Genomic DNA, 15655 nt, shown 5'->3' with positions numbered 1-15655 from the left:
TCGCCTCAATGCGACATCAGCGTCGGCACTGTCATGGCTTCCAGCATGGCGCGGGTGACGCCGCCGAGAATGCGCTCCTGCAACCGCGAATGGCCATAGCCGCCCATCACCAGGAGATCGAGGCTCTCGTCGGCCGCCAGCGACAGGATGGTCGGCTGAATGTCGGCCCGCGCCGCCGACAGGCTGACCGTGCGGGTCGGCAGTCCGCGCCGGCCGAGATGTTTTGCCAGACTGCTCGCTGAAGCCTCGCCGGAGACGGCGTCGGCCTCGTTGATGGTGATGATCACGATCTCTCCGGCGCGCGCCAGGAACGTCGCTGCGTCGCGCACGGCGCGGGCAGCGAGGCGGCTGCCGTCCCAGCAGATGCCGATCCGGTTCGCCTTGAAGGCTCCACGGAAGGTGTAGGGCAGGAACAGCACCGGGCCGCCCGCCTGAAACAGAATCTCGCCTGGCACGTCGTTGTCAAACGCGCCCTGCGCCGGATCCGGCTGGAGCACGATGCTGAGGTCGTGCAGTCGCGCCATCTCGCCGAGCGAGACGGCTGCATCCGCCGGGATCGCGCCGAGCGCGTGGCAGGCGTAGGAGATGCCGGCGTTCGCCGCTTCGCTCCTGAACACCGCGAGCGCGGCCTCGGCCCGCTCCACGGCCCGCTCGCGTTCCAATTCGAACACGGCCGCCACCGCCGCGCCGCCCTCCATCACGTAAGCTGTACTGGTTGCGACATAGCCGACCGCGACCGCGTCGAGATGAGCGTTGAGGTACGACGCGAGCGAGATCGAGCCCTCGATCGCGGACCGCATGGGACGTTCGGTGGGAATGTGGACGAGAATGTCTTTGTACATGGCGCGCCTCCGGTGGACCTCATGAACGCAGTTTTTCACTGCGCGAAGCGCCCGTGTTGAGCTGCATCAAATGGGCGGCGCCGATCTGCCTGCCGCGCCCGCTCTGCCATTCTTTGCCGAGATTTAATCGGACGGACGGGACGCCGTAAGGTGGCAGCGACCATGTTGAGGACAAGGCGACACCAGCTCAACATGGATATTTCGACATGAACGATCGCGTCAATTCCGACACCACCACGTCCCGCAAGATCTTGAGGCCGCGCCGGCTCGCGCTGCTCGGCACCGTGGCCGCGCTGGGCGTGGCCGCCCTGTCAATGGCGCCAGGCTCCGCGCCGTTCGGTACGAACTCCTTCATTGCGCCGGCTCAGGCTGCGGAAGCCGCCGCGACGCCGCCGGGCTTCGGCGATCTGGTCAGCAAGGTCAAACCCGCGGTGATCTCGGTGCGGGTGAAGATCGACCAGGACAGCGACAAGACCGCGATGCTGCAGCAGAACCGGATGGATTCGGACGAGGATACGCCGTTCGACCAGTTTTCCCGACAGTTCGGCTTCCGCTTCCCGGGCGGCATGAACGGCATGCCGCGCCAGCGCCATCAGATGATCACGGGCGAAGGGTCCGGCTTCTTCATTTCCCCCGACGGCTATGCCGTGACCAACAACCACGTCGTCGACCACGCCGAGTCCGTGCAGGTGACGATGGATGACGGCACGACCTACACTGCGAAAGTGGTCGGCACCGATCCGAAGACCGATCTCGCGCTGATCAAGGTCGATGGCAAGAAGGACTTTCCGTTCGTCAAATTCTCCGACCAGAAGCCGCGTATCGGCGACTGGGTTGTCGCGGTCGGCAATCCCTTCGGTCTTGGCGGCACTGTGACCGCCGGCATCGTCTCGGCCAGCGGCCGCGATATCGGCAATGGTCCCTATGACGATTTCATCCAGATCGATGCGCCCATCAACAAGGGCAATTCCGGCGGCCCGGCCTTCGACATGAACGGCAACGTGATCGGCGTGAACACTGCGATCTTCTCGCCCTCGGGCGGCTCGGTCGGCATCGGCTTCGATATTCCCGCCTCGACCGCCAAGCTCGTCGTCGCGCAATTGAAGGACAAGGGCGTGGTCACCCGAGGCTGGCTCGGCGTGCAGGTGCAGCCCGTGACGTCTGATATTGCCGATAGCCTCGGCCTCAAGGAGGCGCGCGGCGCGATCGTCGACAATCCGCAGGATGGCAGCCCGGCGGCGAAGGCCGGCATCGAGGCGGGGGACGTCATCACCGCCGTCAACGGCACCACGATCAAGGACTCCCGCGACCTCGCGCGCACCATCGCCACCTTGGCGCCGGGCACGTCCGTGAAGCTCGATGTCTTCCGCAAGGGCGACAGCAAAACGGTGACCCTCGCGCTCGGCGAGCTGCCGAACGAGCGGCAAGCCAAAGGAAATGGCAATGCCGACGAGGGAAGGGGGCAGCCGAATGCCGGCACGCCGCGCCTCGGCCTCAGCCTGGCGCCGGCAGGAGACGTCCAGGGTGCGGGCCAGAAGGGTGTCGTCGTCACCGAGGTCGATCCGCAAGGGCCGGCGGCACAGCGCGGCATTCAGACCGGCGACGTCATCCTCAATGTCGGCGGCAAGGCGGTCGCCAATGTCGGCGACGTCCGTTCGGAGCTGGCGCAGGCCAAATCGTCGGGCAAGCGCAGCGTGCTGTTGCAGGTCAGAAGCGCGGAGGCGACGAGATTCGTCGCAGTTCCGCTCGCGTAGAGTCACGCGCGTCGAGCAACCCACCTCAAAAAAAGGCGGCCCCCGGGCCGCCTTTCCTGTTCAGCCTCGAAATTCCCGTTGGGTTATTGATAACATTCTCGTTAACCACAGGAATGGTGACGTAGTTCGTCCGAAAAAGCCGTGTTCGTTCGTCACAGTTCCAACACCGCTGCGGCAAGGAAGCCGCAAAGGTGGGTTGCTGTCGTGGAACTTCGAGCCTACCGCCGCTTTGTGGAACTTGCCGGCGGTTCGCATTTGATCGGTGCCGACATGGTTCGATTGAAGCTCTTGCGGAGGAGTGCACTGCTCGCAGCGTCATTGGTGCTCTGGGGCGGAAACGCGCTCGGGCGTGATGACGGCCGCTACGCGAACTCCCCCCTGAAACCATGGTTCGACAGTCTGCGCAGCCAGCTCGGCCCGTGCTGCTCGGATGCGGATGGATTTGCTGTCGCCGACCCCGACTGGGAGTCGCACAACGGGCGTTACCGCGTGCGTCTGGACGGGCAGTGGATAGATGTGCCGGACGAAGCCGTCATCACCGAGCCGAACCGGGCCGGCCGCACCATGGTGTGGCCGGTGAAGACGGCGTTCGGGATTTCGATCCGCTGCTTCATGCCGGGCAGCATGATCTGAGACGGGTCAGCGTCAGCGCTTGCTGGATTTACGCTTCGACGACTTCTTGGACGACTTGCTTGACTTAGACGATTTTCTCGACGTCTTCTTGGCACTCTTCCGCGTCGATGCCTTCTTCGGGACCTTCTTGCCCTTCTTGCGCGCCTTCGACAGTCCGATCGCGATTGCCTGCTTGCGGCTCTTCACGCGGCCGCCGCGTCCCCCGCGCCCGCTCTTCGCGGTACCCTTCTTGTAGCGTCGCATCTCGCTTTCGACATCGCTGCCGGAGCTGCGTGAGTAGCGACGTTTCTTTGCCTTGCGTGCCATGCATGCTCTCCCTTGGCGAGGAGAACCATTCGGCTCAGCCATGGTTCCGGCAGCGCGTACACAACGTGCAGGCGCTAGACACAGCCAGTCTAGAAGGAGTTCGCCAACTCGATCTCCGCCTCCAGCGCCTGGATGCGCCGTGCGGCCTCGCCGAAGGACAGGTCCCGTGCAAATTGGGCAGGTTGATAGGCCTCCTGGCTCAGCCGCTTCAGCCTGAGACCCTGCGCCCGCGTCATCTGCTCGCTGAGAAAAACCCTGGCGTCGTATTTACCTTGAACCTGCATCTGCATTCTCCCTTCCGGAATCGTGACTTGACTATATGTTCTTATTTTGTTCTAACAAGCCATGGACAACAGAATTAATGAAATTCGACGTAAAATCAGAGTCTTGAGGCTCGAAATGGCCGACGTCGAGGCGTCGGTGCGCGATCTCGTCGAGCGCGGCAGCGACTGCACGGAAAGGGCCCTGGCGCAGATGGATCTGCGCCGGAGAATCAACCTCCTGATCGGCGAATGGAAGGCAGCTGGGGGCAGCGACGTTCTGCCTGACGTCCGCGACCGGGTCCGCCTTCGTTCCGCGAAGACGGGCAATCCCGTGCGCGCGACCGGGCCCCGCTGAGATCGGGGAGCGCGTGGTTGAAGGAGGGATCCGGACGCGTACCGGATTTTAAACTGCGCCCGAGTCCCAAGAGAAAGGGCCCCGCAACGGGCGGGGCCCTCGATGGATTCCAGGGAGTGGCCTATTTGGTGTTGGTCATGCCGCCCTTGTTCGTCATGGTGCCGCCCTGATCGGAGCCGGGGCCGGAGCCGCCTTGGCCGGAAGGATCAGCGCCCTTGGAAGACTTGGTGTTGGCGCCGGTGGTCTGCGACGATGACATCGAGGATCCATGCTTGGCCTTGTGTGACTTGGCCTGCACGGCGAACGGCGCGGCGGCAAGGCCGGTTGCCAACATTACGGCGAGAGCGAGCTTGGTCGTCTTCATGCGGGAAACTCCCTGAGTTAATTTGACGCAGGCAGCCAACCGCTCTCCGCCGCAGGAGTTCCCGACAAAGCATCTCCCGCGGATCACGCGCGCTTCAAGATTGCTTGTCCTCGTCAATGATGAAGACGACGCCGGTGAGCGTCGCACCGATCGCGAACGTCGTCACCAAGGTGAGAGTGAAGACCAGAATGGCCTGGCTTCCGCCGCTATTGAGCAGGTTGGCCACGGCTGGATTGGACAGGACGAGCGTGAGGCTGAAAGTGAGGCCGAGGGCCGCGCCCATCATTGCATGCGTCATCAGCTTGATAAGTCCGCTGGCAGAGATCAGCTCAGACGACTTCTTCATGCGCATGGGAGTGCATCCCGGATTGGCATGCAAACACCCGCGTGATTGTCTGGTTCCATTCGGTTGAAATAATTGTCATCGCCCGCTTCATCCGACGTTCATGCCGGGCTTGCGAGGATGAGCGCCATCAAAACGGGAAACATGGATATGGGTAAGGTAGTCTTTCTTTACCGCTCGCTGGCCTATCGCAACGCGGCTGCGGACATCCTGCGCAAGGCCCGCAGGCTACCGCGCGGAGCCGAGCGAAGCGCGGCGCGCCGCTACGCCAGGGCACTGCGCGATCTCGCCCGAACGGAAGCCTGGCTGGAAGGGCGGGTCCCGCGCGAACCGCGGATGGCCCAACGCATGACGAGCGCGGCCTCCGGTTAGCCGGACGCGCGCTGCAACTCTGCGGAGCCGCCGGTGTCGAACTTGCCGAGTCCGGCCATCCTCCGCGTCAGCGGCACCTCTAGGCGGCACAACAGGCCTTCGGCGCGCCAATCGAACTGCGCCTGTCCGCCAAGCTGGGACTCGACGCTCGCAAGCAGGCTTCGCGTTCCGAAGCCGCGAGATTTTGGTGCCATGACCAGCGGACCGCCGGATTCCTCCCAGCTCAGCGTGAGCAGCTCGTCCTCGACTCGCCAATCGATCGCGAGCCGCCCCGATCGAGTCGAGAGTGCGCCATACTTGGCCGAGTTGGTGAAGAGCTCGTGCAGCGCGAGTGCCAGCGTCTGGGCCGTCGCCGGCAGCAACTGAACTTCGGGACCGGCCAATCTGATCTGGTCGCCGAGCGAATAGGGCGCAAGCTCCTCGTCGATCAGCCTGGAGAGCTCGGCGCCCTCCCAGCTCGACAGTGACAGGATGGTGTGCACGCGCGCCAGTGCATTGATGCGTCCCTCGACGGCGTTGACATAGTCCTTGACCTCGTCCGCCCGGGTGAGACGCACGATCGATTGCGCCAGCGCCAGCGCGTTCTTGGCGCGATGATCGACCTCCCGCGCCAGGAGATTTTGCCGCTCCTCGGCGCGCTTGCGCTCGGTGATATCGACGGTGACGCCGCTGACGCGCACCACGCGCCCGCGCTCGTCGACCGTCGCCGCCGCCGTGCCGACGCACCAGCGTACCTCGCCGTCGGGCCGCACGATGCGGAACTCCGTTTCATAGGCGCGCGTGCCCTTGTTGAATTCGGCGATCGCCCTGCGCAACTGATCGACGTCGTCAGGATGCAACAGGGCCTGAACGTTGGCCGGATTGACCTCGAAGCTCTCGGGGGTGACGCCGAAAATGCGGTACTGTCCCTCGTCCCACATCCAATCTCCGCTGATCCAGTCCCAGTCCCAGGACCCCATCTTGCCGGCGGCGATCGCCATGCTGCGCCGCTGCTCGCTCTCGCGCAGCTTCGCGGTCGAGTGCTCCAGTTCCGCGGTGCGCGCGCGGACGCGGTCCTCAAGCTCGTGGTTCAGACGCTCGAGCTCGCGGGTCTTGCGATAGAGCTCGGCGAACACCCTGATCTTGGCGCGCAGCACCTCCGGCACGACCGGCACCGGCACGTAGTCGACGGCGCCCATCTCGTAGCCGCGCAGCCGGTCGATGTCGCTGACCTGAATCGCGGAGATGAAGATCATCGCGGTCTTCTGGAACCGCGGGTGCTCGCGGATCATCGCTGCGAGCTCGAAGCCGTCGAGCTCGGGCATGCAGACGTCGACCAGGATCACCGCGATCTCGGTCTTGAGCAGCACCTCCAGCGCCTCGCGTCCCGATGAGGCGATCACGAGGTTCTCGCCGAGATCCTTCAGGATCACCTCATAGGCGAGCAGCTTGGCCGGCTGATCGTCGACGAGCAGGATGTTGACCTTTTCCTGGTCCATACGCGGGCCCAACTCAGCGGTGCAGCCACATGCGGATCGCAAGCAGCAATTGGTCGGTGTTGACCGGCTTGGCGAGATAATCGGACGCGCCGGCTTCGAGGCATTTCTCCCGATCGCCCTTCATCGCCTTGGCGGTCAGCGCGATGATCGGAAGACGGGCGAAGGCCGGGTTCTCGCGGATCACGCCGATGGTCTGATAGCCATCCATCTGCGGCATCATGATGTCCATCAGCACGATCGCGATCTCCGGATTGGATTCGACCAGTGTCACAGCCTCGCTGCCGGTCGTCGCCGTCAGCACCTTCATGCCGCGCCGTTCCAGCACACTCGACAGGGCGAATATGTTGCGGGCGTCGTCGTCGACGAGCAGGGCGGTCTTGCCGATCAGGTCCTCGTCGGAACTGTTCAGCTTCTCCAGCATACGCTGCTTCTCGATCGGCAGCTCCGTGATCACGCGGTGCAGGAACAGCGCGGTTTCGTCGAGCAGGCGTTCCGGCGATTCCACGCCCTTGACCACGATGCTGCGCGCCATGGTGTGGAGTTCCGCGTCCTCCTCCGCCGAAAGCTCGCGGCCGGTGAAGACCACGACCGGAATGCTCGACAGTCGCTCGTCGTTGCGGATCTGGTCCAGCACCTCGAAGCCGCTCATGTCGGGCAGCCGGAGATCGAGCACCACGCAGTCACACGGCTGCTCGCGCAGCGTCGAAAGTGCCTCCGCGCCGGTGGCCGTCGACACGATCTCGATGTCGTCGTGGTACAGCAGCTCGCGGATCGAAAGCTGCTCGGCCTCGTTGTCCTCGACGATCAGCAGTCGCTTGCGCCGAGGCCGCGCATATTCCTTGATTTGCGTCAGCGCGGCTGAGACGCCTTCAGGCGTGGTCGGCTTGTTGACGAATGAGAACGCGCCCCGCGCCATCGCATGCTGGCGGTCTTCGTCGAGCGTGATGATCTGCACGGGGATGTGGCGGGTCAACGGATTGTGCTTGAGCTGGCTCAGCACAGTCCAGCCGAGCATGTCGGGCAGGAACACGTCGAGCGAGACTGCTCTCGGCTGATACTGCTTGGCGAGCTCCAGCGCCTCCGCGCCCCGCGCGGCGACCAGAACCTTGAATCCCTTGTCGCGCGCGAGGTCGACCAGCACACGCGCGTAATGCGGGTCGTCCTCGACGATCAGGAGGATGCTGTCGCCGGGATCGAGGTTCAAGCGGTCGTCGGGAAGCTGCTCGATGACGCGCTGCTGCTCCGGCGCGGCCGGTTGCAGCGCAGGCGGCTGGCTGTATTGCTGCGGCGCCGGCGCAGCCCGCGGTGCGAGCGTCGGGCCGGAATATTTCAATGGCAGATAAAGCGTGAAGGACGAGCCCTTGCCCGGTGTGCTGCGGAGATGGATCTCGCCTCCGAGCAGGCTCGCAAGTTCGCGGCTGATCGCGAGCCCGAGGCCGGTGCCGCCGTATTTCCGGCTGGTGCCGGCATCCGCCTGCTGGAACGCCTCGAAGATCAGCTTCTGCTTCTCCAGGGGAATGCCGATGCCGGTATCGGACACTTCGAACGCGATCACGGCCGGCGCGGAGTTCAGCACCGGGTGATCCGTCCCCCAGCCGCCGATCGCGCCGGCGACCTTCAGGCGCACTTCGCCTTCGGCGGTGAACTTGAAGGCGTTGGAGAGCAGGTTCTTCAGGACCTGTTGCAGGCGCTTGGAGTCGGTGACGATGCTGCGTGGCAGGTTCGGATCGACGTCGATCTTGAACGACAGATTGCGGTTGTCCGCCTCGTGCCGGAACGGGCGGCCGACGGTCTCGAGCAGGTTCGCGGTCAGGATCTCCTCGGCGTCGACTGTGACCGTGCCGGACTCGATCTTGGAGAGATCGAGAATGTCGCTGATGAGGTTGAGCAGGTCGGTGCCGGCGCCGTGGATGGTGCGGGCGAATTCGACCTGCTTGGCCGAGAGATTGCCGTCTGGATTGTCGGTGAGCTGCTGTCCGAGGATCAGGATCGAATTCAGCGGCGTGCGCAGCTCGTGGCTCATATTGGCGAGGAACTCGGACTTGTACTTCGAGGTCAGCGCAAGCTCGGTCGCCTTTTCCTCGAGCGCGCGGCGGGCCTGCTCGATCTCCTGGTTCTTGCGTTCGACCTCGACGTTGCGTTCGGCGAGCTGCTGCGCCTTCTGCTCGAGCTGGTCGTTGGTCTGCTGCAATTCGCGCTGCTGGGTCTGCAGCTCGCCGGCGAGCTGCTGCGACTGCTTGAGCAGGCCTTCGGTCTGCATCGTCGCCTCGATCGAGTTCAGAACGATGCCGATGGAGTCGGTGAGCTGTTCCAGGAACGTCATCTGCGAGGTCGTGAAGGAGACGAGGGAGGCGAGCTCGATCACGGCCTTGACCTGGCCTTCGAACAGGACAGGCAGCACGACGAGGTTTTTCGGTGCGACGCGGAACAGCGCCGAGTTGATCGGCACCACGTCGGACGGAATGTCGGAGACCATGCGCGGCCGCTTGTCGAGGGCACACTGGCCGATCAGGCCTTCGCCGAACTGGAGCACGCGCTGATAGGGATAGATGCCGTCGCTGGCGTAGGATGCGAGCAGCAGCAGCTGGGAGTTGTCCTCGTTCTCGACCTGGTAGATCACGCCGGTATGGGCATTCACCAGCGGCGACAGCTCGGTGAGCAGCAGCCGGCCGACGGTGGTGAGATCGCGCTGGCCCTGGAGCATGTTGGTGAACTTGGCGAGGTTGGTCTTCAGCCAGTCCTGCTCGGTGTTCACGTCCGTCGTCAGACGGAGATTCGTGATCATCGTGTTGATGTTGTCCTTCAGCTCCGCGACTTCGCCGCGGGCGTCGACCTGGATCGATCGCGTCAGGTCGCCCTTGGTCACGGCGGTCGCCACTTCCGCGATGGCGCGCACCTGAGAGGTGAGGTTGGCAGCCAGAAGGTTCACGTTGCCGGTGAGATCCTTCCATGTGCCGGCAGCACCGGGCACGTTGGCCTGGCCGCCGAGCCGGCCTTCGACGCCGACCTCGCGCGCAACGGACGTCACCTGGTCGGCGAAGGTCGCGAGCGTCTCGGTCATGTTGTTGATGGTGTCGGCGAGAGCTGCGACCTCGCCGCGCGATTTCATCGTCAGGTTCTGCTTGAGGTCGCCGTTGGCGACCGCAGTCACCACCTTGACGATGCCGCGCACCTGCTCGGTCAGGTTCGCAGCCATCAGGTTCACGGTGTCGGTGAGGTCCTTCCAGGTGCCGGCGACGCCGGGCACCTGCGCCTGGCCGCCGAGCTTGCCCTCGGTGCCGACCTCGCGCGCCACGCGCGTCACTTCGCCGGCGAAGGCGTTGAGCTGGTCCACCATCGTGTTGATGGTGTTCTTGAGCTCGAGGATTTCGCCCTTGACGTCGACGGTGATCTTGCGGGAGAGGTCGCCGCGCGCCACGGCCGTGGTCACTTCGGCGATGTTGCGGACCTGCGTGGTGAGGTTCGCCGCCAGCAGGTTGACGTTGTCGGTGAGATCCTTCCAGGTGCCGCCGACGCCGGGCACGACGGCCTGACCGCCGAGTCGGCCTTCGGTGCCGACCTCGCGCGCCACGCGCGTGACTTCGGCGGCGAAGGAGCGGAGCTGCTCGACCATGGTGTTCAGCGTGTCCTTCAGCAGAAGGATCTCGCCGCGCACGTCCACCGTGATCTTCTTCGAGAGGTCGCCGCCGGCGATCGCGGTCGCGACCTCGGCGATGTTGCGGACCTGGGCCGTCAGGTTCGAGGCCATGAAGTTGACGTTGTCTGTGAGGTCCTTCCAGGTGCCGGCGACGCCGGGCACTTCGGCCTGGCCGCCGAGCTTGCCTTCGGTGCCGACCTCGCGCGCCACGCGCGTGACTTCACCGGCGAAGGCGTTGAGCTGGTCCACCATGGTGTTGATGGTGTTCTTCAGCTCGAGGATTTCGCCCTTCACGTCCACGGTGATCTTGCGAGACAAGTCGCCGCGCGCCACGGCGGTCGTCACTTCGGCGATGTTGCGGACCTGGGCGGTGAGGTTGCCCGCCATCGAGTTCACGGAGTCGGTGAGATCCTTCCAGGTGCCGGCAACGCCGGGCACGTTGGCCTGGCCGCCGAGGCGCCCTTCGGTGCCGACCTCGCGCGCGACGCGCGTCACCTCGCCGGCGAACCGGTTGAGCTGGTCGACCATCGTGTTCAGCGTATCCTTGAGCTGAAGGATCTCGCCGCGCACGTCCACGGTGATCTTGCGGGAGAGGTCGCCGCCTGCGATCGCGGTCGCGACCTCGGCGATGTTGCGGACCTGGGCCGTGAGGTTGCCCGCCATCGAGTTCACGCTGTCGGTCAAATCCTTCCAGGTGCCGGCGACGCCGGGCACGTCGGCCTGGCCGCCGAGCTTGCCGTCGGTGCCGACCTCGCGCGCGACGCGCGTGACTTCGCCGGCAAAGGCGTTGAGCTGGTCCACCATGGTGTTGAGCGTTTCCTTCAGCTGAAGGATCTCGCCCGACACGTTCACAGTGATCTTCTTTGACAGATCGCCCTTGGCGACAGCAGTTGCGACCTCGGCGATGTTGCGGACCTGGCCGGTGAGGTTCGAGGCCATCGAGTTGACGCTGTCGGTGAGATCTTTCCAGGTGCCGCCGACGCCGCGCACGACGGCTTGACCGCCGAGCTTGCCTTCGGTGCCGACCTCGCGCGCCACGCGCGTGACTTCGCCGGCGAAGGCGTTGAGCTGGTCCACCATGGTGTTGATGGTGTCCTTCAGCTCCAGGATCTCGCCGCGTACGTCCACCGTGATCTTCTTCGACAGGTCGCCACCGGCGACCGCCGTCGTCACCTCCGCGATGTTGCGGACCTGCGCTGTCAGGTTGGAGGCCATCGAGTTGACGCTCTCGGTGAGGTCCTTCCAGGTGCCGGCGACGCCGAGCACGTTGGCCTGGCCGCCGAGCCGGCCCTCGGTGCCGACCTCGCGGGCGACGCGCGTCACTTCGCCGGCGAAGGCGTTGAGCTGGTCGACCATCGTGTTCAGCGTCTCCTTCAGCTGAAGGATCTCGCCGGAGACGTTCACCGTGATCTTCTTCGACAAGTCGCCGCTGGCGATGGCGGTGGCGACGTCGGCGATGTTGCGGACCTGCGCTGTCAGGTTCGAGGCCATGAAGTTGACGTTGTCGGTGAGGTCCTTCCAGGTGCCGGCCACGCCGGGCACCTGGGCCTGGCCGCCGAGCTTGCCCTCGGTGCCGACCTCGCGCGCGACGCGCGTCACTTCCGAGGCGAACGAGTTGAGCTGGTCCACCATCGTGTTGATGGTGTCCTTTAGCTCCAGGATCTCGCCGCGCACGTCCACGGTGATCTTGCGGGAAAGGTCGCCGCGCGCCACGGCGGTGGTGACGTTGGCGATGTTGCGCACCTGAGCGGTCAGGTTGCCGCACATGGCGTTGACGGAGTCGGTGAGGTCCTTCCAGGTGCCGGCGACGCCCGGCACGATCGCCTGGCCGCCGAGCTTGCCGTCGGTGCCGACCTCGCGCGCCACGCGCGTCACTTCGGAGGCGAAGGAGCGGAGCTGGTCCACCATCGTGTTGATGGCTTCCTTGAGCTGCAGGATCTCGCCGCGGACGTCGACCGTGATCTTCTTCGACAAATCGCCATTGGCGACCGCGATCGTCACCTCGGCGATGTTGCGAACCTGGTTGGTCAGGTTGTTTGCCATCGAGTTGACGCTCTCGGTGAGGTCCTTCCAGACGCCGGTCACCTCAGGCACCTGGGCTTGGCCGCCGAGCTTGCCCTCGGTGCCGACCTCGCGCGCCACGCGCGTCACCTCGGAGGTGAACACGCCGAGCTGCTTGATCATGGTGTTGACGATGTTCGCGGACTGCAGAAACTCGCCGCCGAGCGGACGGCCATCGACGTCGAGCTTGACGGTCTGGAGCAGGTCACCTTGTGCGACGGCGGCGACCGCGCGCGTCACCTCGCGCGTCGGCCACAGCAGGTCGTCGATCAGCGTGTTGACCGAACCTTCCATGTCGGCCCAGGAGCCTGAGGCGAGGCCGAACTTGACGCGCTGGCGAGTCTTGCCCTCGCGCCCCACCACTTGGCCGACCAGTTCGAGCTGCTGCGCCATGCGCTGGTTGGCGGCGATGATTTCGTTGAGGGTGTCGGCAATCTTGCCATCGATGCCGAGATATTCGCCGCTCATGCGCACCGAAAAGTCACCGCTGCGCATCGCCTGCAAGGCAAGCAGCAGTTCCGTCCGGGAATCCGGATCCGACGTACCGTTGATTTTTGGCTTAGGGACGCGACGACCGGAGCCTGATGCAGTTCCGGGATCGAGGTCGCTCATACTGAATTCCCCCGCAGGCGTCGGCCGAATCCGCGGCACGACGCGTTTGGTCGAAATGAAATAGAGCGTCAGCCAAATTCGAAATCAAGCGCCAAGGTGCGGCGCGAGGAATTGGAACCCGCTTTGCTCAGCCCGGCTGAACTAACAATGATCCGCCGAATTGGTTCCATGCTCAGAAGGAATGCCCTGGTGGCCGCCGACGCTCTGCTCGTCCCGCGCCCGACTTCGGAACGGAGCGCCGAGCCCTAAGGTTAACCCGCAGAGAGACACAGGGAGAACGGATATGAAAGCAGGATTCGCCGTCGTCGCCATGACTGTGTTTGCCGCGGGATCGGCTCTGGCACAGGGCGGTGCTCCCAGCGGGCGCGGTGCCGTGACTGGCGATCCCGCCGCAAGCTCCGCCAATCCGCGGGTGGAAACACCCACCACCGGAACGGCCAGCCGGTCGAATCCGAGCGGCAGCGGCACGTCATCTTCGGGCGGCAAGGACGACAATGGCGATGCGGGGCGGGACAAGATGCCGGAGAGTGATCGCACCGTACGGCCGCAGAGCCAGCAACGTCATCCTAACGACAAGTAGAAACGGCTACTTGTCCGCCATGGTCCGCTCGGCGTCCCTGACCTGCGAGCGCAACATCGGGAGCTGTTCGCGCGCGAACGCTGCGAGCGCTGCATTGTCGGGCGCCTTCAGATAGCGCTCGAGCAGTCCGATGACCGATTCATACTCGGGAATCTGCGCGGCATAGAAGCTCCTGACGTAGCTTGGGCCATCCGACATCTCGGGCTCGACCAGGCTCGCGGTCGAGGATGTTGCCTTGCCGACGCGCGGCTCTGCGCCAATGGCCTCCTGGACCTTCTTCAGGCTCTTGTCGCGCCTGGCCGCTTCCTCGGCGCGCAGGGCGGCGAGGTTCTTGACCTCCGCATTGCCCTTGAGGTCGGTATTCTCGAGAAGACCCTGTTGAAATCGGCTGAAATTGTAGACGCCGCTGATAACCTCAATCGCGGTCGGTGGCCGTTCGCCAGGCTTTCGCTCGCCGGTGCTGTCGGCAAGCGCCGCAGTGTTGATGAACGCCAGGATGAGGGCGGCAAGAACTCGCATCGATATCAATGATGAACACGGTGCGAAGTTCCCTGTCCATTACGATCCGGTAAGCGGGTTGCGGCGCGAGAGTTCCGTCCCCACGTGCTCAACATGAAACAGTCTGACATCTTCAGGGATAACGCTGACAATTGTCTTCAGCTTGCCGAGCGAGCCGAGGGACAACCCGCCCATAAGCGCTATTCGCGCATGGCCGACGCCTGGACGGCGCTCGCCAACGAACAGGATTGGCTCGATGGCGAAGTCCCGCCCGTTGCGGTCCGCGCTGCTCCCAAGCGGAAGGCGTAATCCGCTCGTTCTCGTGAATCTGCGTGTGAGACCGCTCACGGAAGGCAAGCGACCGATTTGCGAATCATCCGGGAACATTCGATCGCGTCGATTTCCAGTTCAGAAGGAGGTTTTGGCGATGGCTCCACGTCTGGCTCTTCTCTCCCTCATTCTCGCCTTTGGCGTCTCGGTCGCGTTCGCGACCGTGACGACGTTGCGGCAGGTGCATCTAGAGAACGCGTCTGCCGCGGTCCACGCGGTGCGCAGTTAGCACTGCATCGGAACATTCGACGCCGCGGTGCGTAGGCGTTCCGAGACACCAGAACAAGCGAGAACCCCACCATGGCCCATTCCGATCAAGGCATCGTCAAGGACAAGCGCGGGGAGGAGCAGCCGCGCGACAAGGAGCGTGCACAGTCCGTGCACAAGACGAACCCGAAAGGCTCGCCTTCGCGTGAAGCGACGCGCGACCCCAAGCTGAATGACAATAGCAAGACGCCAGGCTCCGGCGTGATGCCGGACGGCTCGAGCGACGCGACAGGCTAGTTCTCACGAGGAACGAATCCCCGCGGGAAGAGTCGACGGATTGCTTCCGGTTGTCATGCCCCCGGTGCGCCGGAAGCAATCTCCAAGGACGGCCCTGGCACCCACTGTGCCAGGGCCGTTTGCTTATGTGCGTCAGCCGCCGGTGCTGCTCTCTGGATCACCCTGAGTATGTCCATCAGGTCCGCGGCCGAACACGCCAAAGCTGCTTGACTTCACGCCCACGGCGGCATCGACGCCGGCGGCGGTCAGTCCGAACCTGAGGAGTTCGCGGACTGCGGCTGCCCGCGTCGGCATTCGGTGCTTGAACCGGAAATCGTCGATGGCGGCCAACTCTTCCGGCGAGAGCATGACCTGAAGGCGCTCGGCGCGAAGGTCGTTCATGGCGATCACGCAAATTGAGTAAGTTGAGTGGTTTACTCAACGAACAAACCTGGCGAGGGTTCCGCCAGAGTCGCCAAAGTCTCCCAATGAGTAAAAATATATAATAAAATCAAGTAGTTAATTTTGAAACGTATCCCTGCCATGGCGCATTCTTCCTGAAAGGGAGAGAGACCATGACGGACGAAGTCGCGTTACCTCGCAGGCTTTCCGAAGAGCCCGAAGCGCCCAAGCCAGTGCGGCCAAGCCACCAGAAAATCATCGATCAGGTCGAGCGCTGGGCCAACAGCCCGGGGCTCCAGCCGCCGCAATCGCAGACGTCGACGACGGCGAAGGCTAGCTAGT

At 64.2% G+C, this 15655-nt stretch carries 18 protein-coding genes; 9 read left to right on the top strand and 9 right to left on the bottom strand.

Annotated features, from left to right (window positions below):
* Positions 1–5: 5 nt before the first annotated feature.
* The gene (locus tag XH96_RS29805) at positions 6–842 is read right to left on the bottom strand and encodes a universal stress protein (RefSeq protein ID WP_194389131.1); all 837 of its coding nucleotides are present in this window, start codon (positions 840–842) and stop codon (positions 6–8) included.
* 206 nt (positions 843–1048) lie between these two features.
* Between XH96_RS29805 and XH96_RS29800 the strand changes: the two genes are divergently transcribed.
* Both XH96_RS29800 and XH96_RS29795 read left to right on the top strand, forming a co-directional pair.
* Positions 1049–2596 (top strand): Do family serine endopeptidase, encoded by a 1548-nt coding sequence (locus XH96_RS29800; protein WP_194389130.1) that lies wholly within the window; start codon positions 1049–1051, stop codon positions 2594–2596.
* 270 nt (positions 2597–2866) lie between these two features.
* Entirely contained in the window at positions 2867–3229 is a 363-nt protein-coding gene (locus tag XH96_RS29795) for a hypothetical protein (RefSeq protein WP_194394319.1), read from the top strand.
* A gap of 12 nt (positions 3230–3241) precedes the next feature.
* Here XH96_RS29795 and XH96_RS29790 read toward each other — a convergent pair whose 3' ends face one another.
* On the bottom strand, positions 3242–3535 hold the full coding sequence (locus XH96_RS29790) for a DUF6496 domain-containing protein (RefSeq protein ID WP_194389129.1): 294 nt from the start codon (positions 3533–3535) through the stop codon (positions 3242–3244).
* A gap of 89 nt (positions 3536–3624) precedes the next feature.
* On the bottom strand, positions 3625–3819 hold the full coding sequence (locus XH96_RS29785) for a DUF3072 domain-containing protein (RefSeq protein WP_194389128.1): 195 nt from the start codon (positions 3817–3819) through the stop codon (positions 3625–3627).
* A gap of 115 nt (positions 3820–3934) precedes the next feature.
* Here XH96_RS29785 and XH96_RS29780 point away from each other — a divergent pair, with 115 nt between their 5' ends.
* The gene (locus tag XH96_RS29780; protein WP_194389127.1) at positions 3935–4153 is read left to right on the top strand and encodes a hypothetical protein; all 219 of its coding nucleotides are present in this window, start codon (positions 3935–3937) and stop codon (positions 4151–4153) included.
* A 121-nt stretch (positions 4154–4274) separates the two neighbouring features.
* Here the strand turns inward: XH96_RS29780 and XH96_RS29775 are convergent, their stop codons facing one another.
* Positions 4275–4517, bottom strand: coding sequence for a hypothetical protein (locus XH96_RS29775; RefSeq protein WP_028176958.1), 243 nt, complete (start codon positions 4515–4517; stop codon positions 4275–4277).
* A gap of 94 nt (positions 4518–4611) precedes the next feature.
* Positions 4612–4869: a hypothetical protein gene (locus XH96_RS29770; RefSeq protein WP_194389126.1), complete on the bottom strand. Its 258-nt coding sequence runs from the start codon at positions 4867–4869 to the stop codon at positions 4612–4614.
* A gap of 141 nt (positions 4870–5010) precedes the next feature.
* Between XH96_RS29770 and XH96_RS29765 the strand changes: the two genes are divergently transcribed.
* Positions 5011–5232: a hypothetical protein gene (locus tag XH96_RS29765; protein ID WP_061878708.1), complete on the top strand. Its 222-nt coding sequence runs from the start codon at positions 5011–5013 to the stop codon at positions 5230–5232.
* Here XH96_RS29765 and XH96_RS29760 read toward each other — a convergent pair.
* Both XH96_RS29760 and XH96_RS29755 read right to left on the bottom strand, forming a co-directional pair.
* Positions 5229–6710 (bottom strand): HWE histidine kinase domain-containing protein, encoded by a 1482-nt coding sequence (locus XH96_RS29760; protein WP_194389125.1) that lies wholly within the window; start codon positions 6708–6710, stop codon positions 5229–5231. The genes XH96_RS29765 and XH96_RS29760 overlap by 4 nt on opposite strands.
* A gap of 13 nt (positions 6711–6723) precedes the next feature.
* A complete protein-coding gene (locus XH96_RS29755; protein WP_194389124.1) occupies positions 6724–13020 on the bottom strand; it encodes a HAMP domain-containing protein in 6297 nt (2098 codons plus the stop codon).
* Positions 13021–13303: 283 nt separating this feature from the next.
* On the opposite strand from XH96_RS29755, the gene XH96_RS29750 reads away from it, so the two are divergent.
* Positions 13304–13600 carry a hypothetical protein gene (locus XH96_RS29750; protein WP_194389123.1) on the top strand — a complete coding sequence of 99 codons (297 nt, stop codon included), beginning with the start codon at positions 13304–13306 and terminating at the stop codon, positions 13598–13600.
* Positions 13601–13606: 6 nt separating this feature from the next.
* Here XH96_RS29750 and XH96_RS29745 read toward each other — a convergent pair whose 3' ends face one another.
* Complete coding sequence (locus XH96_RS29745; protein ID WP_194389122.1) at positions 13607–14119, bottom strand: DUF4142 domain-containing protein; 513 nt, start codon at positions 14117–14119, stop codon at positions 13607–13609.
* Between the two features lie 93 nt (positions 14120–14212).
* On the opposite strand from XH96_RS29745, the gene XH96_RS29740 reads away from it, so the two are divergent.
* The 3 genes from XH96_RS29740 (at position 14213) to XH96_RS29735 (ending at position 14932) form a co-directional block, all read left to right on the top strand.
* Complete coding sequence (locus tag XH96_RS29740) at positions 14213–14407, top strand: hypothetical protein (RefSeq protein ID WP_194389121.1); 195 nt, start codon at positions 14213–14215, stop codon at positions 14405–14407.
* A 118-nt stretch (positions 14408–14525) separates the two neighbouring features.
* Positions 14526–14657 carry a hypothetical protein gene (locus XH96_RS39675; RefSeq protein WP_256439311.1) on the top strand — a complete coding sequence of 44 codons (132 nt, stop codon included), beginning with the start codon at positions 14526–14528 and terminating at the stop codon, positions 14655–14657.
* 71 nt (positions 14658–14728) lie between these two features.
* Complete coding sequence (locus XH96_RS29735) at positions 14729–14932, top strand: hypothetical protein (protein ID WP_131866421.1); 204 nt, start codon at positions 14729–14731, stop codon at positions 14930–14932.
* Positions 14933–15064: 132 nt separating this feature from the next.
* On the opposite strand, the gene XH96_RS29730 is transcribed toward XH96_RS29735, so the two are convergent.
* The gene (locus tag XH96_RS29730; RefSeq protein WP_194389120.1) at positions 15065–15313 is read right to left on the bottom strand and encodes a hypothetical protein; all 249 of its coding nucleotides are present in this window, start codon (positions 15311–15313) and stop codon (positions 15065–15067) included.
* A gap of 173 nt (positions 15314–15486) precedes the next feature.
* Between XH96_RS29730 and XH96_RS29725 the strand changes: the two genes are divergently transcribed.
* The gene (locus XH96_RS29725; RefSeq protein WP_194389119.1) at positions 15487–15654 is read left to right on the top strand and encodes a hypothetical protein; all 168 of its coding nucleotides are present in this window, start codon (positions 15487–15489) and stop codon (positions 15652–15654) included.
* Position 15655: the final 1 nt, after the last annotated feature.

Source organism: Bradyrhizobium sp. CCBAU 51765 (assembly GCF_015291725.1).
In the GTDB taxonomy this organism is placed as follows: Bacteria; Pseudomonadota; Alphaproteobacteria; order Rhizobiales; family Xanthobacteraceae; genus Bradyrhizobium; species Bradyrhizobium liaoningense.
Note: the sequence above shows the minus strand (reverse complement) of the source record. Positions and strands in the feature narration are given on the sequence as shown.